Origin of the sequence: Streptomyces chartreusis NRRL 3882, from assembly GCF_900236475.1 — a bacterium.
In the GTDB taxonomy this organism is placed as follows: domain Bacteria; phylum Actinomycetota; class Actinomycetes; order Streptomycetales; family Streptomycetaceae; genus Streptomyces; species Streptomyces chartreusis_D.
In genome coordinates this window covers 7,442,130-7,460,032 of record NZ_LT963352.1, presented here as the reverse complement: position 1 = coordinate 7,460,032, position 17,903 = coordinate 7,442,130, and the positions used below count along the sequence as shown (strand labels likewise).

The window sequence follows — 17,903 nt, the reverse complement described above, 5'->3', positions numbered from 1 at the left end:
TCTCTTACTGGTTGCCGCAGGCCGGCACGGTGGTCGTGTCCAGCCAGGGCAGGTCGTGGCCCATCCGGTCCCGCTTGGTGCGCAGGTAGCGGAGGTTGTGCTCGCCGGCGCTCACGGGCATCGGCACGCGCGCCTTCACCACGATGCCGTGGCGGGTGAGCGCGTCGGTCTTGTCGGGGTTGTTGGTCAGCAGGCGGACGCCGCGCACGCCGAGGTCGGCGAGGATCTGGGCTCCGGCGGCGTAGTCGCGGGCGTCGGCGGGCAGGCCGAGTTCGAGGTTGGCGTCGAGGGTGTCGCGGCCGCGCTCCTGGAGTTCGTAGGCGCGCAGCTTGGACATCAGGCCGATGCCACGGCCCTCGTGTCCGCGCAGGTAGACCACGACTCCCCGGCCCTCGGCCTGGATACGGGCCAGCGAGGCGTCCAGCTGGGGGCCGCAGTCGCAGCGGGCGGAGCCGAAGACGTCGCCGGTGAGGCATTCGGAGTGGACGCGGACGAGGACGTCCTGGCCGTCGCCGATCTCGCCGTGGACCAGGGCGACGTGCTCGATGCCGTCGACGGTGGAGCGGTAGCCGTACGCGGTGAAGGTGCCGTGCGCGGTGGGCAGTCGGGTCCTGGCCTCGCGGCGGACGGTGGGTTCGCTGCCGCGTCGGTAGGCGATCAGGTCCTCGATGGAGATGATCGTCAGGCCGTGCTTGCGGGCGAAGGGGATCAGCTCGGGCAGGCGCAGCATCGTGCCGTCCTCGCCGGCGATCTCGACGATCGCGCCGGCCGGGCGCAGGCCCGCGAGACGGGCCAGGTCGACGGCGGCCTCGGTGTGGCCGTTGCGCGTCAGCACTCCGCCGGGCCGGGCGCGCAGCGGGAAGATGTGGCCGGGGCGGACGAAGTCGTCGGGCTGGGCGGCGCCGTCGGCGAGCAGCTGGAGCGTGGTGGCGCGGTCGGAGGCCGAGATGCCGGTGCTTACGCCGTGCGCGGCGGAGGCGTCGACGGAGACCGTGAACGCGGTCTTCATCGACTCCGTGTTGTCCTCGACCATCTGCGGCAGGCGCAGCCGGTCGAGTTCGTCGCCCTCCATGGGGGCGCAGATCAGGCCGCGGCACTCGCTCATCATGAAGGCGACGATCTCGGGGGTCGCCTTCTCGGCGGCGATGACGAGGTCGCCCTCGTTCTCCCGGTCCTCGTCGTCGACGACCACGACCGGGCGGCCGGCGGCGATGTCGGCGATGGCCTGCTCGACCGGGTCGAGCGCGAAGTCCTCGAAGCCGTCGGTGCCGTACAGGATCGGTGCCGTGCTCATGCCGGCGCTCCTTCCAGGGCGGGCTGCGCTGCCGCGCGGGAGCGCAGCCACCAGTCGCGCAGGCCCCACAGGACGAGCGCGCCGTAGATGACGTAGACGAAGCCGGAGAAGGCGAAGCCGTTGGCGAAGTTCAGCGGGACGCCGACCAGGTCGACCAGCAGCCAGGCGAACCAGAACTCGACCATGCCGCGGGCCTGGGCGTACATCGCGACGATGGTGCCGACGAAGATGTACGCGTCCGGCCAGGGGTCCCAGGACAGCGTCGGGAAGGCCGTGAACAGGCCGCCGACGGCGAGGGTGCCGAGGGCGGCGGCGCCGGCCAGCACCCCGCGCTCGCGCCAGGTGGCGAACCGTACGGCGATGGAGCCGTCCTGGGCCTGCTGCCGGCCGCGGTTCCACTGCCAGAAGCCGTAGGCGGCGACGAGCATCACGACGATCTGCTTGCCTGCGCTGCCGGAGAGGTGGGCGGTGGCGAAGGCCGTGAAGAGGATGAGGCCGGAGACGAACTGGGCGGGCCAGGTCCACAGGGAGCGCCGCCAGCCGAGGGCGAGGGCGACCAGACCGATCACGTTGCCGATCATGTCGGACCACTTGATGTGCTGGCCGAAGAGCGTGAAGGCCTCGGAGTTGAGCCAGTTCACTTGGCCGCCCCCTGCGCACGGTCGCCCAGCATCCGCTCGACGTACTTGGCGATGACGTCCACCTCGAGGTTGACCGGGTCGCCGGGCTGCTTGTGGCCGAGCGTGGTCAGGTCGAGGGTGGTGGGGATGAGGCTGACGGTGAAGTAGTCGGGGCCCGCGTCGACGACCGTGAGGCTGATGCCGTCGACGGTGATGGAGCCCTTCTCGACGACGTACCGGGTGAGGTCCGCGGGGAGGGAGATCTTCACGATCTCCCAGTTGTCGGACGGCTTGCGCTCCAGGATCTCGCCGGTGCCGTCCACGTGGCCCTGCACGATGTGCCCGCCGAGGCGTTCGCCGACGGCCATGGGGCGTTCGAGGTTGACGCGAGAGCCGGCCTCGAGGGCGCCGAGGCTGGAGCGGTTTAGGGTCTCGGCCATCACGTCGGCGGTGAACTCGTCGCCCTCGTGGTCGACGACCGTGAGGCAGACGCCGTTGACGGCGATGGAGTCGCCGTGTTTCGCGCCCTGGGTGACGACGGGGCCTCGCAGGCGGAAGCGACAGGCGTCGTCGAGGGTCTCGACGGCGGTGACCTCGCCCAGCTCTTCGACGATTCCGGTGAACACTTCCCGGGTCCTCCTGCCTCTTCGGGCACGGACTCCGGGGCTGTCGATGACGACAGATCGATACGAGCGAGGACACCGGGAACGACGCCGGACGGAGTCCGCCCGGAGGACGGACTTCTCGGCGGCGCGCACATATGCCCGCTCGCCGCGCACTGCCTCCCATCCGGACTTTAACCGTCGGTCCAGGAATTTCACCTGGTCAACCGGCCGCTGGAGGCGACCGGGTCGCGGACTGTAACCGCCGGTTCGGACTTTCACCGACCCCGGAGTGCGCTGCTACTGATACATGGCTAGTGTGCCACGCCTGATCGAGGTCCAGACGGGCGAGCGGTGTGGGGTGCCTCACAGAACGTGTCGCCACCCTTCCCCAGCGCGACAAGGCGGTTCAACTCCCGTGCGCACGTCCTCCCTTGGCGGGCGCCAGCTTGGTACACACCTATTGACGCTGTGGTCTAGTCCTTTCTAGGGTCGTGCGCATCTTGCGCAGACCGGCCCGGCGGCGGTGACGACGGCCCTTGCCCGCCGTCGGGCCTTCCCACGCCGTACGGGCGGTGTTCTGGCAGGGTGAGGCGTATGACCACCACGCTCGCCGACGAGTTCGAGACCCAACGGCCCCGGCTGTTCTCGCTCGCCTACCGGCTGCTGGGCTCCGCCGAGGAGGCGGAGGACGCGGTGCAGGACGCGTATCTGCGCTTCAGCGGCGCGGACCGGACGGGAATCGAGCATCCCGCGGCCTGGCTCGCCAAGGTCGTCACCAACCTCTGCCTGAACCGGCTGACCTCCGCCCGGGCCCGCCGCGAGAGGTACGTCGGCACCTGGCTGCCCGAGCCGGTGGTGACCGCGGACGGCGCGCTCGGCCCGCTGGAGTCGGCCGAGCAGCGGGACGCCGTGTCGATGGCGATGCTGGTGCTGCTGGAGCGGCTCACGCCGACCGAGCGGGCGGTGTACGTGCTGCGGGAGGCGTTCGGCTACGGGCACCGGGAGATCGCCGGGGTGCTGGATCTGAGCGAGGCCAACTGCCGCCAGCTGTACCGGCGGGCCGTGCAGCGGGTGGGCGAACCACAGGCCCGGTTCGAGCCCGCGTCCGAGCAGCAGGAGGAGCTGGTCACGTCCTTCATCACGGCGGCCCGTGACGGCGACCTTGCCGGGCTGGAGAAGCTGCTCGCGGCCGACGCCACCTGGTGGAGCGACGGGGGCGGCAAGGTCACCGCGGCCCGGTGGCCGATCGAAGGCGGGCCCAGGGTCGCCCAGTTCCTGGCGGGCGGGGGCCCGAAGTTCGCGGCGGGCCTGGAGTTCACCGTCACCGAGGTCAACGGCGCGACCGGGCTTGCCAGCTGGGCGGGCGACACGCTCGTCGGCCTGGCGGCGTTCGAGGTGCGCGACGGGCTGGTCGTGGGGGTGCGGGCCGTGGTCAACCCGGAGAAGCTGGCGTTCGCACGGCGTCAGCTCACCCGGCCGTAGGCCGTCCGGGCACGGTGGCGGAACCACCGGGCGCGGTCGCGGGAGCGCCGGACGCGGTCCTGGGGTCGCCGGGCGCGGTCGCGGGGTCGCCGGGCGGGTATGTCACATGCGGCAGGGGCTGTCCGGTCTCTATGACGAGCGGCGCTCCGTCCGGGAGCGCCGGGCGTCCGAAGGGACTGAACAGCATGACCACGATCCTGGTGACCGGCGGCACCGGAACGCTCGGCCGGCTCGTCGCCGAGCGGCTGCGCGCGGACGGGCACGACGTGCGGGTGCTCAGCCGGCGCACTCAGCCGTACGCGGTCGATCTGCGGGAGGGCGGTGACGCGCTGGACGCGGCCGTCGCCGGTGTGGACACGATCGTGCACTGCGCGTCATCGCCGAAGGGCGACGAAGGGGCGGCGGCGAACCTGATCAGGGCGGCGCGCGGAGCCGGTGTGCGGCACCTCGTCCACATCTCCATCGTGGGCGTCGACCGGGTGCCGCTGCGCTACTACAAGAGCAAGCTCGCGGTGGAGAGGCTGGTCGAGGAGTCGGGGCTCGGCTGGACCGTGCTGCGCGCGACGCAGTTCCACGACCTGCTCGTCATGCTGCTCCAGGCGCTGTCGAAGCTGCCGGTGCTGTTCCTGCCGGCCGGTGTCCGGGACCAGCCGGTCGAGGTGGCCGAGGTCGCCGACCGGCTGGTCGAACTGGCGGCGGGAGCGCCGGCGGGGCGGGTCGAGGACATGGGCGGGCCGGAGGTGCGGACGTTCGAGTCCCTGGCCCGGGCGTATCTGAAGGCGACCGGGCGGCGCCGGGCGGTCGTGAACGTGCCGCTGTGGGGCGCGGCGTACCGGGGTTTCCGCAGTGGTGGTCACCTGACGCCGCAGCATGCGACCGGTACGGGCACGTTCGAGGAGTATCTGGCGCGGCGGTACGGGGGCGAGCAGGCGCGGGCGGGCAGCGGGCGGTCCAGGGCGTGAGCCCCGGCCCGGCCTACCACCGCTGCACCGGCCGCTCCCCCGGCGTGAAGAGTTCGTCCTGGGCGCGGTCGCGGGCCGTGAGGAGGGCGCCGCGCAGGACCGCGCCGCCGCCGAGTGTGGTCGTCCGTACCTCCGTGGGCAGGGGGGTCATCCGGGCGATGCGGTCCTGGACACGGGCGGCGAGTTCGTCGCCGCCCGCTCGGCCGACCTCACCGCCGAGCACGACGCAACCGGGGTCCAGGATCGCGACGACGGAGGCGACACCGACGGCGAGCCGGTCGGCGAGGGCATCGAGAAAACGGGCGGCGGGGACGGCTCCGGGGGACGAGGACGCCTCACTCCCGCCCGCCGGGCGAGGCTCCTCTTCGCGGTCGCTCCGAGAGCGGGGCACATCGCCATCGCTCACGGACCGGGACTCCCCGCCCTCGTTCACGGACCGGAACGCCCCGGCCCCCGCCCCCGGCTCCCGCACCTGGCGCACCGCCGACCGCACCATGCCGGCCGCCGCTCGCACCACCCCCACCACCGAGGGCTCCTGCCCCGGCTCCGCCGGAACCCCCCACCGTGCCGCGAGGTCCACGACAGCGTCCGCCGCTGCCAGGGAGTGGAAACCGCCTTCGCAGTCCGTCGAGGACGGCAGCGCGGCCGTGCCCGGGACCGGGAGGAAGCCGATCTCGCCGGTGCCGCCGGAGGCGCCGCGTCGCAGCGCGCCGTCGAGGACCACCGCCGCGCCCGTCCCGTGGCCGAGCCACAGCAGGACGAAGGTGTCCCGGTCCCGGGCCACCCCGTCGCGCTGCTCCGCCAACGCCGCGAGGTTGGTCTCGTTCTCCACGCTCACCCTGGCCTCGGGCAGTCGCTCCTGGAGGGCGGCGACGAGCCGGCGGTGCCACTCCGGCAGCCCGGAGGAGTCGCGGAGTTCGCCGCTGGCCGGGTCGATCAGGCCGGGCGCCCCGATCCCGACGGTGTGCAGCCGGTCGGCGCCGGCCTCCTTGACCACGCGCTCGACCAGCGCCACCGCCTGCTCCACGGCGGGTCCCGTTCCCATGTCACCGCCGATGGGCACCGACTCCTCGGCCAGCACCCGTCCCACCAGGTCCGCGACGGCCACGGCGACACCCTCGGTGCGTACGTCCAGCGCGGCGAGGTGCGCCCGGTCGGCGACGATGCCGTACACCTTGGCGTTGGGCCCGCGCCGCTGCTCCCCCGCCTCGCCGACCACCGCGATCAGCCCGGCGGCGGTGAGGCGTTCGACTAGGTCGGCGACGGTCGGCCGGGACAGGCCGGTCAGTTGCTTCAACCGCCCTGCCGTCAGCGGGCCCTCCCGCTGGAGCAGATTCAGGGCGAGCCGGTCGTTGATGGCCCGGGCGGTGCTCGGGGATGCGGGCATGCCGGGATCCTTCCAGAACGGTGGAGCCGCACGGCCGTGAGCTCCGGCCGACCGGTCGTCCTCTTATCTATCAGGCAGGGTTCCTGATAGTTTACGCGCGCCAACCCGCGCCACGGACGTGGCGACGCGACGCGGGCGGGGAAGACCGGGAGAGGGCGGGGGCCGGAGAATGAGCAACGTGGTCTACGAACAGCGCGAAGTGCGGCGGTCGCGGTACGCCGTGGCCGCCGTCTTCGCCGTGCACGGCGCCGTGACCGGATCGTTCGCCACCCGCGTGCCGTGGATCCAGGACCACGCGGGTGTCAGCGCCGGACAGTTGGGGATCGCGCTCGCCTTCCCCGCGCTCGGCGCGTCCGTCGCGATGCCGCTCGCCGGCACCGTCACCCACCGCTTCGGGGCCCGCAACGCGCTGCGCGGACTGATCGCCCTGTGGACGCTGTCGCTGGTCCTGCCGTCCCTCGCCCCGAACCTGCTCACGCTCTGCCTGGCCCTGTTCACGTACGGCGCCACGGCGGGCATGGCGGACGTGGCGATGAACGCGCTGGGCGTCGAGGTCGAGAACCGCCTCGGCCGGTCGATCATGTCCGGACTGCACGGCATGTGGAGCGCGGGCGCCCTGGCCGGCTCGGCGGCCGGTACGCTCGCCGCGCACCTCGGGTCGGACGCCCGGCTGCACCACGTCCTGGCCGCCGCGGTCCTCACGGTCGTCGGCGTGCTGTCCTGCCAGTGGGTGCTCGACCTGCAGCCCGCCGAGGACGAGGAGCCGCCGCCGCGGTTCGCGCTGCCGCCCCGGTCGGCGCTGCTCATCGGCGCGATCGGGTTCTGCGCGGTGTTCGCCGAGGGCGCGAGCCTGGACTGGTCGGCGGTCTATCTGCGCGAGCAGCTTCAGACCTCGGCCGGCCTCGCGGCGGCGTGCACGACGGGCTTCACGCTCACCATGGCCATCGCCAGGATCGCAGGTGACAAGGTCGTGGACCGCTTCGGTGCCGTGCGGACCGTGCGGGCGAGCGGTGCGCTCGCCGTCCTCGGCGGACTGCTGATCGTGCTCGCGGAGCACCCGGCGGTGGCGATGAGCGGGTTCGCGCTGATGGGGCTGGGCATCGCCGTCGTCGTACCGCTGTGCTTCGCGGCGGCGGGCCGCAGCGGCTCCAACCCGAGCCTGGCCATCGCGGGCGTCGCGACCATCACGTACACCTCGGGCCTGATCGCGCCGAGCGCGATCGGCATGCTGGCGCAGGCGACCAGCCTGATGGTGTCGTTCGCTCTGGTGACGCTGCTGTCCTGCGGACTGGTGGCGTTCGCGCGCGTGCTGCGCCCCGGCGACCGGGCGACGATCAGCCGGCCGGACGCGGCGGTCGCCGACCCGCGGCCCTGACGGGACACCCGGCCTGAGCCGGCGCCCGGCCGCCGTGGTCAGCCCCGGTCACCACCACCGCTGACGCACCCCGACAATGGTCCGGACACTCGCCCGCACGACGAAAGCGAAACCGCACCATGGATCTCGGCGTCCGCTGGAAACTGCACGGCGACGGACGCACCCCGGCGCCCGGCGCGGTGGTCCGCCCCGACGAGCGGCTCTCCTGGCCCCGTACCGCCGGGCTCGGTGCCCAGCACGTGGTGGCCATGTTCGGGGCGTCCTTCGTGGCCCCGGTCCTGATGGGCCTGGACCCCAACCTCGCGATCATGATGTCGGGCGTCGCGACCGTCGTGTTCCTGCTCGCCACCCGCGGCCGCGTGCCCAGCTATCTGGGCTGCTCGCTCTCCTTCGTCGGCGTGGCGGCGGTCATCCGCGCGCAGGGCGGCAGCAGCGCCACCGTCACCGGCGCGGTCCTCGTCGTCGGCGCCGCGCTGTTCCTGGTGGGGCTCGCCGTGCGGCGGTTCGGGGCGCGGATCATCCACGCCGCGATGCCGCCGATCGTGACCGGCGCGGTGGTGATGCTGATCGGCTTCAACCTGGCGCCGGTGACGGCCTCGACGTACTGGCCGCAGGACCAGTGGACGGCGCTGCTGGTGATGCTGTTCACCGGTCTCGCCGTGGTGTGCCTGCGCGGTTTCTGGTCCCGGATCGCGATCTTCCTCGGGCTGGTGTTCGGGTACGGCATCTCCTGGGTCTTCGACCTGGTCTTCGGCAAGATCCACTCGGTGGACGCGAGCGGCAAGCTGACCGACCACTGGCGGCTCGACCTCTCCGGTGTGGGCCAGGCCGACTGGATCGGGCTGCCGACCCTGCACGGCCCGTCGTTCGAGTGGTCGGCGATCCTGGTCGCCCTGCCGGTCGTCATCGCGCTGGTCGCGGAGAACGCCGGGCACGTCAAGGCGGTCGGCGAGATGACCGGCGACCCGCTGGACGACAAGCTCGGCACGGCGATCGCGGCCGACGGCGTCGGCTCGATGCTGTCGACCGCGGTCGGCGGCCCGCCCAACACCACGTACTCCGAGAACATCGGCGTGATGGCCGCGACCCGCGTCTACTCGACGGCCGCCTACTGGGCCGCCGCCGGCTTCGCCCTGCTCTTCGGCGTCTGCCCGAAGTTCGGCGCGGTCGTGGCGGCGATCCCGGGCGGGGTGCTCGGCGGCATCACCGTCATCCTGTACGGCATGATCGGCCTGCTCGGCGCCCAGATCTGGATCAACGCCGAGGTGGACCTGCGCAATCCGCTGAACCTGGTCCCGGCCGCAGCGGGCATCATCATCGGCGTCGGCAACGTCTCGATGAAGATCACGGACACCTTCTCGCTGAGCGGCATCGCGCTCGGCACGCTCGTCGTCATCACCGGCTACCACGCGCTGCGGGCCTTCGCCCCACCCCACCTGAAGACGCAGCGGCCGCTGCTGGACGAGGGCACCAGCTCCTACGATGAGGCCAAGTCGTAGGCGTACGACGCCGTGAACGTCCCCGGCTCGCCCTTGCAGCCGTCCGACTCCCCCGGCAGCTTGACCCACAGATAGGCGTCGATCCGGTCCTCGCCGGTGCTGAGGGTCGGTGTCCGGCCGAGCTTGCGGCCCGCCGGGTCGCACCACTGGCCGTCGGGCGGGGCGCCGTTGCCGTTGCGGCTGGTGTCGATTACTGCGCCCAGGCTCGCCGGGCCGCCGAGCGCGTCGAGGACCCGCCGGTCGTAGGCCACCTCGTCGGCCGTGGTGTGGAAGTTGGAGACGTTGCTGAAGATCCCGTCGGAGGACTCGGGCGAGGCGGCCCCGGCCTGCCGCAGCCACGCCGCCTGTTTGCCGGGCGCGTTCCACCCCGAGTGCCCCGCGTCGAAGTACACGCGTGCCCGGGGGTTGGCGGCCTTCAGGACCCGTCCGGCCCGGGCCAGCGAGGCGAAGCGGTCCGCGCGCTCACCGGCGGACAGGCACTCGGTCTGGGCGACGGAGTCCGGCTCCAGGACGACGATGACCTCCCCGGAGCCCAGCCCGTCGGCGAACCGGTCGATCCACGCGTCGTAGGCGTCCAGGTCGGGTGCCCCGCCCTGGGAGTATCCGCCGCAGTCCCGGCCGGGAATCGCGTACGGCACGAGGACGGGCACCCGGCCCAGTGCGGCGGCGCCCGACGTCACCGCCGCGACCCGGGCGGTGAGCGTGTCCGGGGAGTAGTCGGCGAACCAGACGGCGGCCGGCTGGTCGGCGATGCGGGAGGCGATGACCGCGTGGCGGGGATCCCCGGCGTTGGCCCGGACCCAGTCGAGCACCTGGGAGTCGGGGTGGCGGTAGAGCCGGGCGCCCACGGGGGTCGTCCGCGCCTGCTTCTTCCGGGTTCTCTGCGGCGACGGCGTGGGGCTCGGCGTCCCGGACGCGGAGGTGACGGGCGTGGGGGAAGCGGACTCGGTGGCCGACGCGGACGCCGTCGGCATGGCAGGCAGGGGCGCCATACGGGGCGACGCGGACACCTCGGGGCGCCCGGCCCGGTTCGAGCCGCGCGGGCCGTCGAACGCGGACAGCACCCCGGCGACCGAGCCCGCCGCGACCACGACGGAGGCCGCCACGACCATCGCGCCACGCCGGACGGCGCGCCTGCGCTCGGCCCTGCGGGCGGCCAGGCGCTGGGCACGTGAGCCTGACACGGTGCCGGTCCCCCTCCCCCTGCGGCCGGGCGGCGTTCCCCCGTTTCGGGGAAGCGCCGGGCCTGCCGGTGCTCCCGCCAGCCTAGAGCTGGGACTCTGCCCGCATGCCGCGATGCGAACAAGTCCCCCCAGCCGTGGACACTCCGGTCGACGGAGTCATCTCCCGTATGCGCGCCCTCGACGCGACCCTGCACCCCCGGGACGGGGTGGCAGTCTTCAACCGCGTCTACCTCGCCGTGACGGAAGGGGTGGACCGGTACGTCGACACCGGGCGGTTCGCGGACCCGCACGCCGCGATCACGCTGGACGTACGGTTCGCGGAGCGGTATCTGCAGGCCGTCGAGGCGGTGGCCGACGAGCGGCGCCCGCCGGCCTGTTGGCGGCCCCTGTTCCAGTTCAGGCGCCACCCCGGGGTACGGCCGCTGCAGTTCGCGCTGGCGGGCATCAATGCGCACGTCGGGCACGATCTCGCGCTGGCCGTCGTGGACACCTGCCGTACGCTCGACTGCGCACCCGCCGAACTGGAGGACGAGTTCGACACGGTGGGCGATCTCCTCGTCTCGCTGGAGGAGCGCATCCGCGAAGATCTGATGCCGGGCCCCGACCTCCTCCAGATCGCCGACCCGCTGACCCATCTGCTCGGCTCCTGGAGCCTGGAGCGCGCCCGCGACGCCACCTGGACGGCGGCCCGGGCGCTGTGGGCGCTGCGCGGACTCCCCGACGTCGCAGAGGAGTTCACCGAACGCCTGGACACGGCGGTGGGGTTCGCGGGGCGCATGCTGCTCACGCCCCTGCCCGAACCGCGACTCGAGTCGCTTCAGTCCTCCTGGTCCGCCCGGTCCTCCTAGGCCCCCTAGTCCTCCGGCAGCTCGACGGGCGCGATCTCGTCGTAGACGTCGCCGGGACCGGGGTTGGCCGGGTCGGTCGTGCCGCCGAAGTGGTGCATGACGCCCCAGACCGCGTTGAGGGCGGTCTGGACGGCGCCCTCGGCCCAGCCGGCCGTCCAGGAGATGTCGTCGCCGGCGAGGAAGATGCCTCGCTTGTCCGCGGGCAGCCGGTCCTGCATGAAGTGCGTGAACAGGCGCCGCTGGTAGCGGTAGTGGCCGGGCAGGTTGGCCTTGAACGCGCCCATGAAGTAAGGCTCGTTCTCCCAGGAGACGGTCACGGGGTTGCCGATGATGTGCTTGCGGATGTCGACCTTGGGATAGATCTCCCCGAGCGACTTCAGCATGACCTCCATCCGCTCGTTCGCGGACAGCGGCAGCCACTTCAGGCTGTCGTCGCACCAGGTGTAGGAGAGGCAGATGACGGCGGGCTTGTCCGGGCCGTCGTCGAGCAGGTAGGTACCGCGCGTCATACGGTCGGTGAGCGTCATCGACATGACGTCCCGGCCGGTCGGGTTTCCCCTGTCGTCGACGGCCTTGTCGAGCCAGAACGGCCGGTCCACCGGGACGAACAGCTTCGAGGACTCCATGTAGTGCGTGCGCTCGATGGCCGTCCAGTGGTCGATCGGGAAGAGCGAGTCGTCGCAGTCGATCTTCGACAGCAGCATCCAGGACTGGGCGGTGAAGATCGCCGCCGGGTAGGTGCGGATGTCGCCGTGCGCGTCGGTCACCGTGATGCGGTTGCCGGCGGTGCGGTGCAGGCGGGTGACGGCCGGGCGGGGCTCACCATCGTCGTGGAGGCTCGCGAGCGAGGTGCCGTAGGCCCAGTGGACGATCTTCTCCGGCTCGCGCTCCCAGAGGCGCAGCGGCAGCTGCTGGGAGCCGCCGACGATGCCGCGGTGGTGGTCGTCGGCCTCGGTGTAGACGACCCGGAGGATCTCCAGGATGGAGTTCGGGAAGTCGGTGTCCCAGCCGCCCGTGCCGAAGCCGACCTGGCCGAAGATCTCGCGGTGCCGGAAGGACCGGAACGCCTCGGAGTCGCAGAGGAAGCCGTAGAAGGTCTGGTTGTCGAGCTTCTCGACGAGCCGGGACCAGATCTCGCGGATGCGCGGGACGTCCCGCTCGCGCAGGGCCCGGTTCATGTCGGAGAAGTCGGCGCCCTCCTCCAGGCACCGGTTCCAGGCCTCGGCGACGTCCCGGTAGACCTGGGGCAGGTCGGCGATCGTCTCGGCGTAGTGCGACTCGCCCTTGAGGTCGACGACGGTCGACGGGGTCGCCTCCGCCAGGGGGTTGGGGAAGGGCCGCGTCTGGAGGCCGACCAGGTCGATGTAGTGCTGGAGGGCCGTGGAGGACGGCGGGAAGCGCATCGCGCCCATCTCGGCGGTGAGCGACGGGTCGCAGCCGTCGAAGCCCACCGTCCGCAGCCGGCCGCCGATCCGGTCGGCCTCGTACACGACCGGCTTGAGGCCCATCTTCATCAGCTCGTACGCGGCGACGATGCCGGACAGGCCGCCGCCGATGACCGCGACCTCCGTGCCGTGCTCGGTCGCGGGTATCTGTCCGAGACCCGCCGGGTGGGCGAGGAAGTCGTCGTACGCGTACGGGAAGTCCGGGCCGAACATGGTGATCGGCGGCGCTTGCGCGTCTGCGTGCTCGACGGCGTTGGGCACGGTGGACGTCATGGGGTACGGACTCCTTGCACAGATACCAACAGGCGTTGAAGGGGGTCTCAGACGAGCGGCCCGTACAGGCCGGGGCGCCGGTCCCGCAGATACGGGTTGGCCTCGCGCGACGCGGCGAGGAAGGCGGGGTCGACGTCGGCGAGGACGAGCTCCTCGGCACGCCCGGCCCGGGTCCGGGCGATCCCGTCGGGCCCGGCCAGCGTGGACAGCCCCACGAACTCGAACTCGCCCTCCCGGCCCGCCCGGTTGACGTACGCGATGTACATCTGGTTCTCGAAGGCACGCACCGGGATCATCGACTCGGCGACGAACTGGAACGGGTGCATCTGCGCGGTCGGGACGACCAGCAGGTCGGTGCCGGCGAGGGCGTGGGCACGGACGTTCTCCGGGAACTCCACGTCGTAGCAGATCAGGATCCCGACGCGCAGACCGTCCAGCTCCGCCTGGACGACCGGCTGGTCCCCGGACGTGAAGTGGTCCCGCTCGAAGCAGCCGAAGAGGTGGGTCTTGCGGTAGTTGGCGAGCCGGGTGCCGTCGGCGGAGATCAGCTGGGCGGAGTTGAACACGGCGTCGCCGTCCCGCTCGGGATAGCCGTAGGCGATCGCCAGTCCGTGGCGCGTCGCGGTCTCGGCGATGGCGTCCGCGCAGTCGCCGTCGGCGGGCTCGGCGAGCCGGCCGATGTCGTCGCCGATCGCGTACCCGGTCAGGAACATCTCCGGCGCGAGCAGCAGCCCGGCGCCCGCGGCGGCGGCCCGGCCCGCGGCCTCGTCGAGGACCTTGAGGTTCTCGACCGTGGAGCCGGGTCGGCCGGAGCTCTGGAGCAGGGCGGTGCGCATGCGTGTTCCTCACCGGTACGCGGGGGTTTCGGGGGGCCTGATAGACGGTACGGTCGGCGGCTGCGGCCGGACAAGGAGCAGCCGTTGCGCGTCCGTGAGCGGATCATTGCGTCCGCCGCCGGGTCGGCGGCGATTCGTTGCGGGCCCCGACCGGTCCTCCCCTGGGCGCATGCCCGGGAGGTGTTTCCCCGCCGTGCGGCGGAGGCCGGGTCCCGCCCCGGGTGCGATGTGGCGCGGGCGCCGCGCCGGGACAGTGGTGGGCGTCCAGTCGACGTGCGTCACCTGTCGACCGCGGTCGGCGGCCCGGCCCCGGCCGGGGACGACATCACCTTCTCCTTCGACGCGCACCTGGCCGCGAAGGACAAGGCCGACCCGATGAAGGCGACCGGCACCTTCGAGTGGAGCCACTATGTGGACGGCGAGGGTGCCTGGGCGAAGGCGAAGGTCGACTGCCTGGTCACCGGCGGCAAGGTGGCCGTCGTATCCGGGGTCGTCACCGCCACGGACCTGCCCGGCGCGAAGGGCACCCGGGTCGGCATCACCGTGCACGACCTCGGCCGCCACGACCGGCTCGGGTACAGCTGGGCGACGACCGAGGACCTCGGCCCGAAGGACCTGCCCAAGTGCGTGGGCTCGGCGCCCTTCGAGAAGGTGAAGAAGGGCACCGGCGACTTCTCGGTCATCCCCTGGCAGCCCGACTTCTAGCAGGTGCCGCCAGCAGCAGCGCGGTCAGCAGGTACGGCACCGCGCACCACGCGAAGGCGATGCCGTGTCCCGCGGCCGTGCCGAGCACCGCGTAGCCGCCGTACACGGCGACCGTGGCCAGGTCGGTGCCCAGTCCGGCGAGCGAGGTGAGGGTGGCCCGCCGGGCGTCGTCGATGCTCCGCTGGAGCCGTGCGTCGGCCAGCACGCTCGCCGCCTGGAAACCGCCGAAGGCGAGCGCCACCAGGGCGATCCCGGCCGGGGTGCCCGCGCCGGCGCCCACGGCCAGGGCGAGAGCCGTGCCCGCGAGCAGGGCCGCGAGGCCCTTGGTGCCCAGGCGCTCGCCCGCCCCGGCCAGCAGGCCTCCGGCCGTGGCACCCGCCCAGACCAGCAGCAGCAGGTAGGGCACGAGCGCGTCGGACACGCCGGTGTCCCGCACCAGCAGCGGCGTGTACTCGTCGAGGGCGCCCCACACGGCGGTGACGGCCGGGACCAGCAGGAGCGCTCCCCGTACGGACCGCTCGGCGCGGGCCTCGGCGAGCCCGGCCCGCAGGGTCGCGGTCCAGCCGTCGTGCCCCTGCGCCCCCGGGGTGCGGTGTTCCGGGAGCCGGGTCGCCGCCGCCGCCGCCAGCAGGCACACCAGCACGCTCGCGGCGCCGACGGCGGTGTGGCCGCCCCAGGCCAGGACCGGCCCGGCCAGTCCCATCGCCGCCATGACGGCCACCAGCCCGGCCGCGCGGACCCGGCCCATGACCTGGGCGTACCGGTCGGCGGCGCCGAGCCGCGCCAGTTCGTCGTGGACCAGCGCCTCACGCGCACCGGAGGCGAGGGCTCCGCCGGCGCCCCACAGCACGAAACCGAGGGCGAAGGCGCCGTACGACGGAACGAGCGTCCACAGGGTGAAGCCGGCGGCGGTGAGCAGCGGGCCGAGCCACAGCAGCGACCGGCGGGAGACCGCGTCGGCCCAGGCGCCGGAGGGGACCTCCAGAGTCACGCCGGTGACCGACCACAGGGCGAACAGGGAGGAGATCTGCCAGACCGACAGGCCGGTGTCGCGGAACAGCAGCGCGTACACCGGGTAGAGCAGGACGAAGTCTTCGAGGAACGCGTAGCCGTACAGCGTGCGCGTCAGCCGGCGGACGCCGGTGCCGGGCACGCGCGCGGGTGAGAGAGTCATGAGGCCTTCCCGAGGGGGCGGTTCGGACACCGGACGTGCGGTACGCACGGCGTCCGAGGCGGTCCTCGGGAGGCGCGGCTGGTGGATCAATGTCGCCAGGTCATGACACCGATGCTAGGGGTGTCGCCCGGAGCGGGCCACAGACTTACGTGGGCGAACCCGACGAGAAGCGCCGCAGCAGCGGCGACAGCACGAGCACGGACTTGGTCCGCTCGACGAACGGCTCCCCGGCGATCCGCTCCAGGACCCGTTCGAAGTGCCGCATGTCGGAGGCGAAGACCTGGGCGATCGCGTCCGCGTCCCCGGTGACGGTGGACGCGGCCACGACCTCCTGGTAGCGCTCCAGGCCCCGCTGGATGGTCTCCGGGGAGGTGTTGCCCCGGCAGTAGATCTCGACGAACCCCTCGGTCTGCCAGCCGAGGGCGCCCGGGTCCACCCGTACGGTGAAGCCGGTGATGGCTCCGGTGGCCCGCAGCCGGTCCACGCGCCGTTTCACGGCGGGCGCGGACAGGCCGACGATGTGGCCGATGTCGGCGTAGGAGCGGCGGGCGTCCTCGGCGAGGGCGTGCACGATGCGTTCGTCGAGATCGTTCAGCACAGTGGGTCGGTCACTTTTCGGATGGTGCGAGTCGGGACCGGCGGTAGCCGTACACGAAGTAGAACACGAGCCCGGCGGCCATCCAGACACCGAAGACGACCCAGGTCACGGTCGACAGGCTGCCCATCATCCAGAGGCAGAGGACGAAGCCCAGCGCGGGCAGGACCGGGGAGAGCGGCACCCGGAAGGTGCGGGGCATGTCCGGCCGGGTCCGGCGCAGCACCACGACGGCCACGTTGACCAGCGCGAAGGCGAACAGGGTGCCGATGCTGGTGGCGTCGGCGAGCTGCCCGAGCGGGATGGCGGCGGCCAGCACACCGCAGAACAGGGAGACGATCAGGGTGTTGGCACGGGGCGTGCCGCTCTTCGGGTGGACCCTGGCGAACACCTTCGGCACGAGGCCGTCGCGGGACATGGCGAACAGGATGCGGGTCTGGCCGTACAGCACGGTCAGCACCACGCTCGCGATGGCGATGACGGCGCAGAACGCCAGCAGGGTCCCCCAGAAGGTCTGCCCGGTGACCTCGCGCATGATCTGGGCGAGGGCGGCCTCGGAGCCGGTGAAGTTCTCCCAGGGCTTGGCGCCGACGGCGACGGCGGCGACGAGGACGTACAGCGCCGTGACGATGACCAGCGACAGCATGATCGCGCGCGGCAGGTCACGCTGGGCGTTCTTGGCCTCCTCGCCGGCGGTGGAGGCGGCGTCGAAGCCGATGTAGGAGAAGAACAGCGTCGCCCCGGCGGCGCTGACGCCCGCCATGCCCAGGGGCATGAAGTTCTCGTAGTTGCCGGAGCGGAAGCCCTGGACGCCGATGGCGCAGAACAGCACCAGTGCGGCGATCTTCACGATGACCATGACGGTGTTGGCGCGGGCGGACTCGCGGGCGCCGCCCAGCAGGAACGCCATCGCGAGCAGGACGACGATCAGCGCGGGCAGGTTGAACACACCGCCGTCGCCGGGCGGTGCGGACAGGGCGGCCGGGATGGTGACGCCGACGGTCCCGTCGAGCAGTTCGTTGAGGTACTCGCCCCAGCCGACCGCGACGGCGGCGACGGAGACGCCGTACTCGAGGACCAGGCACCAGCCGCAGATCCAGGCGATCAGCTCGCCCATCGTTGCGTACGCATACGAGTACGAGGAGCCGGAGACCGGGATGGTGCCCGCCAGCTCGGCGTAGGAGAGGGCCGAGAACAGGGCGGTCAGGCCGGCTATGACGAAGGCGAGCGTGACGGCCGGGCCCGCCTTGGGGACGGCCTCGCCGAGCACGACGAAGATGCCGGTGCCGAGGGTGGCGCCGATGCTGATCATGGTGAGCTGCCACAGGCCGAGGGAGCGCCGCAGCGAGCCTCCCTCGCCCTGGCCACCCTCCGCGACCAGGTTCTCCACCGGCTTGCGACGCATGAGGCGCGCGCCGACGCCGGGGGACGCGGGGGCGGCTGTCTGGCCTGGGTTCTGCGGGGGTGCGCCTTGGTCGAGCACGCGCTGGCTCCTTTTCGCTGCCGGTCAGGGCGGCAGGGACCGCAGGCACCCTTGAGCAGGGACCCGCCGAGCGGAGTCCCCGCCACGCCACGTACAAGGCGACAGCCTACGAGGAGCGGCGTTGCTGTCGAAATGC

At 72.4% G+C, this 17,903-nt stretch carries 16 protein-coding genes, 1 pseudogene and 1 riboswitch; of the genes and pseudogenes, 6 read left to right on the top strand and 11 right to left on the bottom strand.

Features of this window, described 5'->3' with window-relative positions; genetic code table 11:
- Positions 1-4 precede the first annotated feature (4 nt).
- Genes SCNRRL3882_RS33850 through SCNRRL3882_RS33840 form a run of 3 tightly spaced genes read right to left on the bottom strand, consistent with a single transcriptional unit; the run spans position 5 to position 2,540 of the window.
- The gene (locus SCNRRL3882_RS33850; RefSeq protein ID WP_010046368.1) at positions 5-1,294 is read right to left on the bottom strand and encodes a bifunctional 3,4-dihydroxy-2-butanone-4-phosphate synthase/GTP cyclohydrolase II; all 1,290 of its coding nucleotides are present in this window, start codon (positions 1,292-1,294) and stop codon (positions 5-7) included.
- Positions 1,291-1,935: a nicotinamide mononucleotide transporter family protein gene (locus SCNRRL3882_RS33845; protein WP_010046369.1), complete on the bottom strand. Its 645-nt coding sequence runs from the start codon at positions 1,933-1,935 to the stop codon at positions 1,291-1,293. The genes SCNRRL3882_RS33850 and SCNRRL3882_RS33845 overlap by 4 nt, the downstream gene beginning before the upstream one ends.
- Entirely contained in the window at positions 1,932-2,540 is a 609-nt protein-coding gene (locus SCNRRL3882_RS33840; RefSeq protein WP_010046370.1) for a riboflavin synthase, read from the bottom strand. Before SCNRRL3882_RS33840 ends, SCNRRL3882_RS33845 begins: the two co-directional genes overlap by 4 nt.
- A 145-nt stretch (positions 2,541-2,685) precedes the next feature.
- Positions 2,686-2,816: riboswitch (FMN riboswitch) on the bottom strand.
- Positions 2,817-3,113: 297 nt separating this feature from the next.
- Between SCNRRL3882_RS33840 and SCNRRL3882_RS33835 the strand changes: the two genes are divergently transcribed.
- A complete protein-coding gene (locus SCNRRL3882_RS33835; RefSeq protein ID WP_010046371.1) occupies positions 3,114-4,001 on the top strand; it encodes an RNA polymerase sigma-70 factor in 888 nt (295 codons plus the stop codon).
- On the opposite strand, the gene SCNRRL3882_RS40910 is transcribed toward SCNRRL3882_RS33835, so the two are convergent.
- Positions 3,988-4,188 carry a hypothetical protein gene (locus SCNRRL3882_RS40910; RefSeq protein ID WP_159399456.1) on the bottom strand — a complete coding sequence of 67 codons (201 nt, stop codon included), beginning with the start codon at positions 4,186-4,188 and terminating at the stop codon, positions 3,988-3,990. The two genes, SCNRRL3882_RS33835 and SCNRRL3882_RS40910, sit on opposite strands and share 14 nt — an antisense overlap.
- On the opposite strand from SCNRRL3882_RS40910, the gene SCNRRL3882_RS33830 reads away from it, so the two are divergent.
- A complete protein-coding gene (locus SCNRRL3882_RS33830) occupies positions 4,187-4,963 on the top strand; it encodes an SDR family oxidoreductase (protein WP_010046372.1) in 777 nt (258 codons plus the stop codon). The genes SCNRRL3882_RS40910 and SCNRRL3882_RS33830 overlap by 2 nt on opposite strands.
- 13 nt (positions 4,964-4,976) lie before the next feature.
- On the opposite strand, the gene SCNRRL3882_RS33825 is transcribed toward SCNRRL3882_RS33830, so the two are convergent.
- On the bottom strand, positions 4,977-6,350 hold the full coding sequence (locus SCNRRL3882_RS33825) for an ROK family transcriptional regulator (RefSeq protein ID WP_010046374.1): 1,374 nt from the start codon (positions 6,348-6,350) through the stop codon (positions 4,977-4,979).
- A 169-nt stretch (positions 6,351-6,519) separates the two neighbouring features.
- Between SCNRRL3882_RS33825 and SCNRRL3882_RS33820 the strand changes: the two genes are divergently transcribed.
- Together SCNRRL3882_RS33820 and SCNRRL3882_RS33815 are read left to right on the top strand one after the other, a co-directional pair.
- Complete coding sequence (locus tag SCNRRL3882_RS33820; protein WP_010046377.1) at positions 6,520-7,725, top strand: MFS transporter; 1,206 nt, start codon at positions 6,520-6,522, stop codon at positions 7,723-7,725.
- 119 nt (positions 7,726-7,844) lie between these two features.
- Positions 7,845-9,224: a uracil-xanthine permease family protein gene (locus tag SCNRRL3882_RS33815; RefSeq protein WP_010046379.1), complete on the top strand. Its 1,380-nt coding sequence runs from the start codon at positions 7,845-7,847 to the stop codon at positions 9,222-9,224.
- Here the strand turns inward: SCNRRL3882_RS33815 and SCNRRL3882_RS33810 are convergent.
- Entirely contained in the window at positions 9,203-10,336 is a 1,134-nt protein-coding gene (locus SCNRRL3882_RS33810; protein WP_010046383.1) for a glycoside hydrolase family 6 protein, read from the bottom strand. The two genes, SCNRRL3882_RS33815 and SCNRRL3882_RS33810, sit on opposite strands and share 22 nt — an antisense overlap.
- 176 nt (positions 10,337-10,512) lie before the next feature.
- On the opposite strand from SCNRRL3882_RS33810, the gene SCNRRL3882_RS33805 reads away from it, so the two are divergent.
- Entirely contained in the window at positions 10,513-11,256 is a 744-nt protein-coding gene (locus SCNRRL3882_RS33805; RefSeq protein ID WP_050810323.1) for a DUF5995 family protein, read from the top strand.
- Between the two features lie 5 nt (positions 11,257-11,261).
- Here SCNRRL3882_RS33805 and SCNRRL3882_RS33800 read toward each other — a convergent pair whose 3' ends face one another.
- The gene (locus SCNRRL3882_RS33800) at positions 11,262-12,974 is read right to left on the bottom strand and encodes a flavin monoamine oxidase family protein (protein ID WP_010046387.1); all 1,713 of its coding nucleotides are present in this window, start codon (positions 12,972-12,974) and stop codon (positions 11,262-11,264) included.
- 47 nt (positions 12,975-13,021) lie between these two features.
- The gene (locus tag SCNRRL3882_RS33795; RefSeq protein ID WP_010046389.1) at positions 13,022-13,810 is read right to left on the bottom strand and encodes a carbon-nitrogen hydrolase family protein; all 789 of its coding nucleotides are present in this window, start codon (positions 13,808-13,810) and stop codon (positions 13,022-13,024) included.
- A 312-nt stretch (positions 13,811-14,122) separates the two neighbouring features.
- Here SCNRRL3882_RS33795 and SCNRRL3882_RS33790 point away from each other — a divergent pair.
- Positions 14,123-14,515, top strand: a pseudogene (locus tag SCNRRL3882_RS33790) (hypothetical protein); the annotation flags it as partial.
- On the opposite strand, the gene SCNRRL3882_RS33785 reads toward SCNRRL3882_RS33790, so the two are convergent.
- The 3 genes from SCNRRL3882_RS33785 to SCNRRL3882_RS33775 form a co-directional block, all read right to left on the bottom strand.
- Positions 14,490-15,689: an MFS transporter gene (locus SCNRRL3882_RS33785; RefSeq protein WP_010046392.1), complete on the bottom strand. Its 1,200-nt coding sequence runs from the start codon at positions 15,687-15,689 to the stop codon at positions 14,490-14,492. The pseudogene SCNRRL3882_RS33790 and the gene SCNRRL3882_RS33785 overlap by 26 nt on opposite strands.
- 145 nt (positions 15,690-15,834) lie before the next feature.
- Positions 15,835-16,287, bottom strand: coding sequence for an Lrp/AsnC family transcriptional regulator (locus SCNRRL3882_RS33780; protein ID WP_010046396.1), 453 nt, complete (start codon positions 16,285-16,287; stop codon positions 15,835-15,837).
- Between the two features lie 10 nt (positions 16,288-16,297).
- Positions 16,298-17,767: an amino acid permease gene (locus SCNRRL3882_RS33775; RefSeq protein WP_010046399.1), complete on the bottom strand. Its 1,470-nt coding sequence runs from the start codon at positions 17,765-17,767 to the stop codon at positions 16,298-16,300.
- Positions 17,768-17,903: the final 136 nt, after the last annotated feature.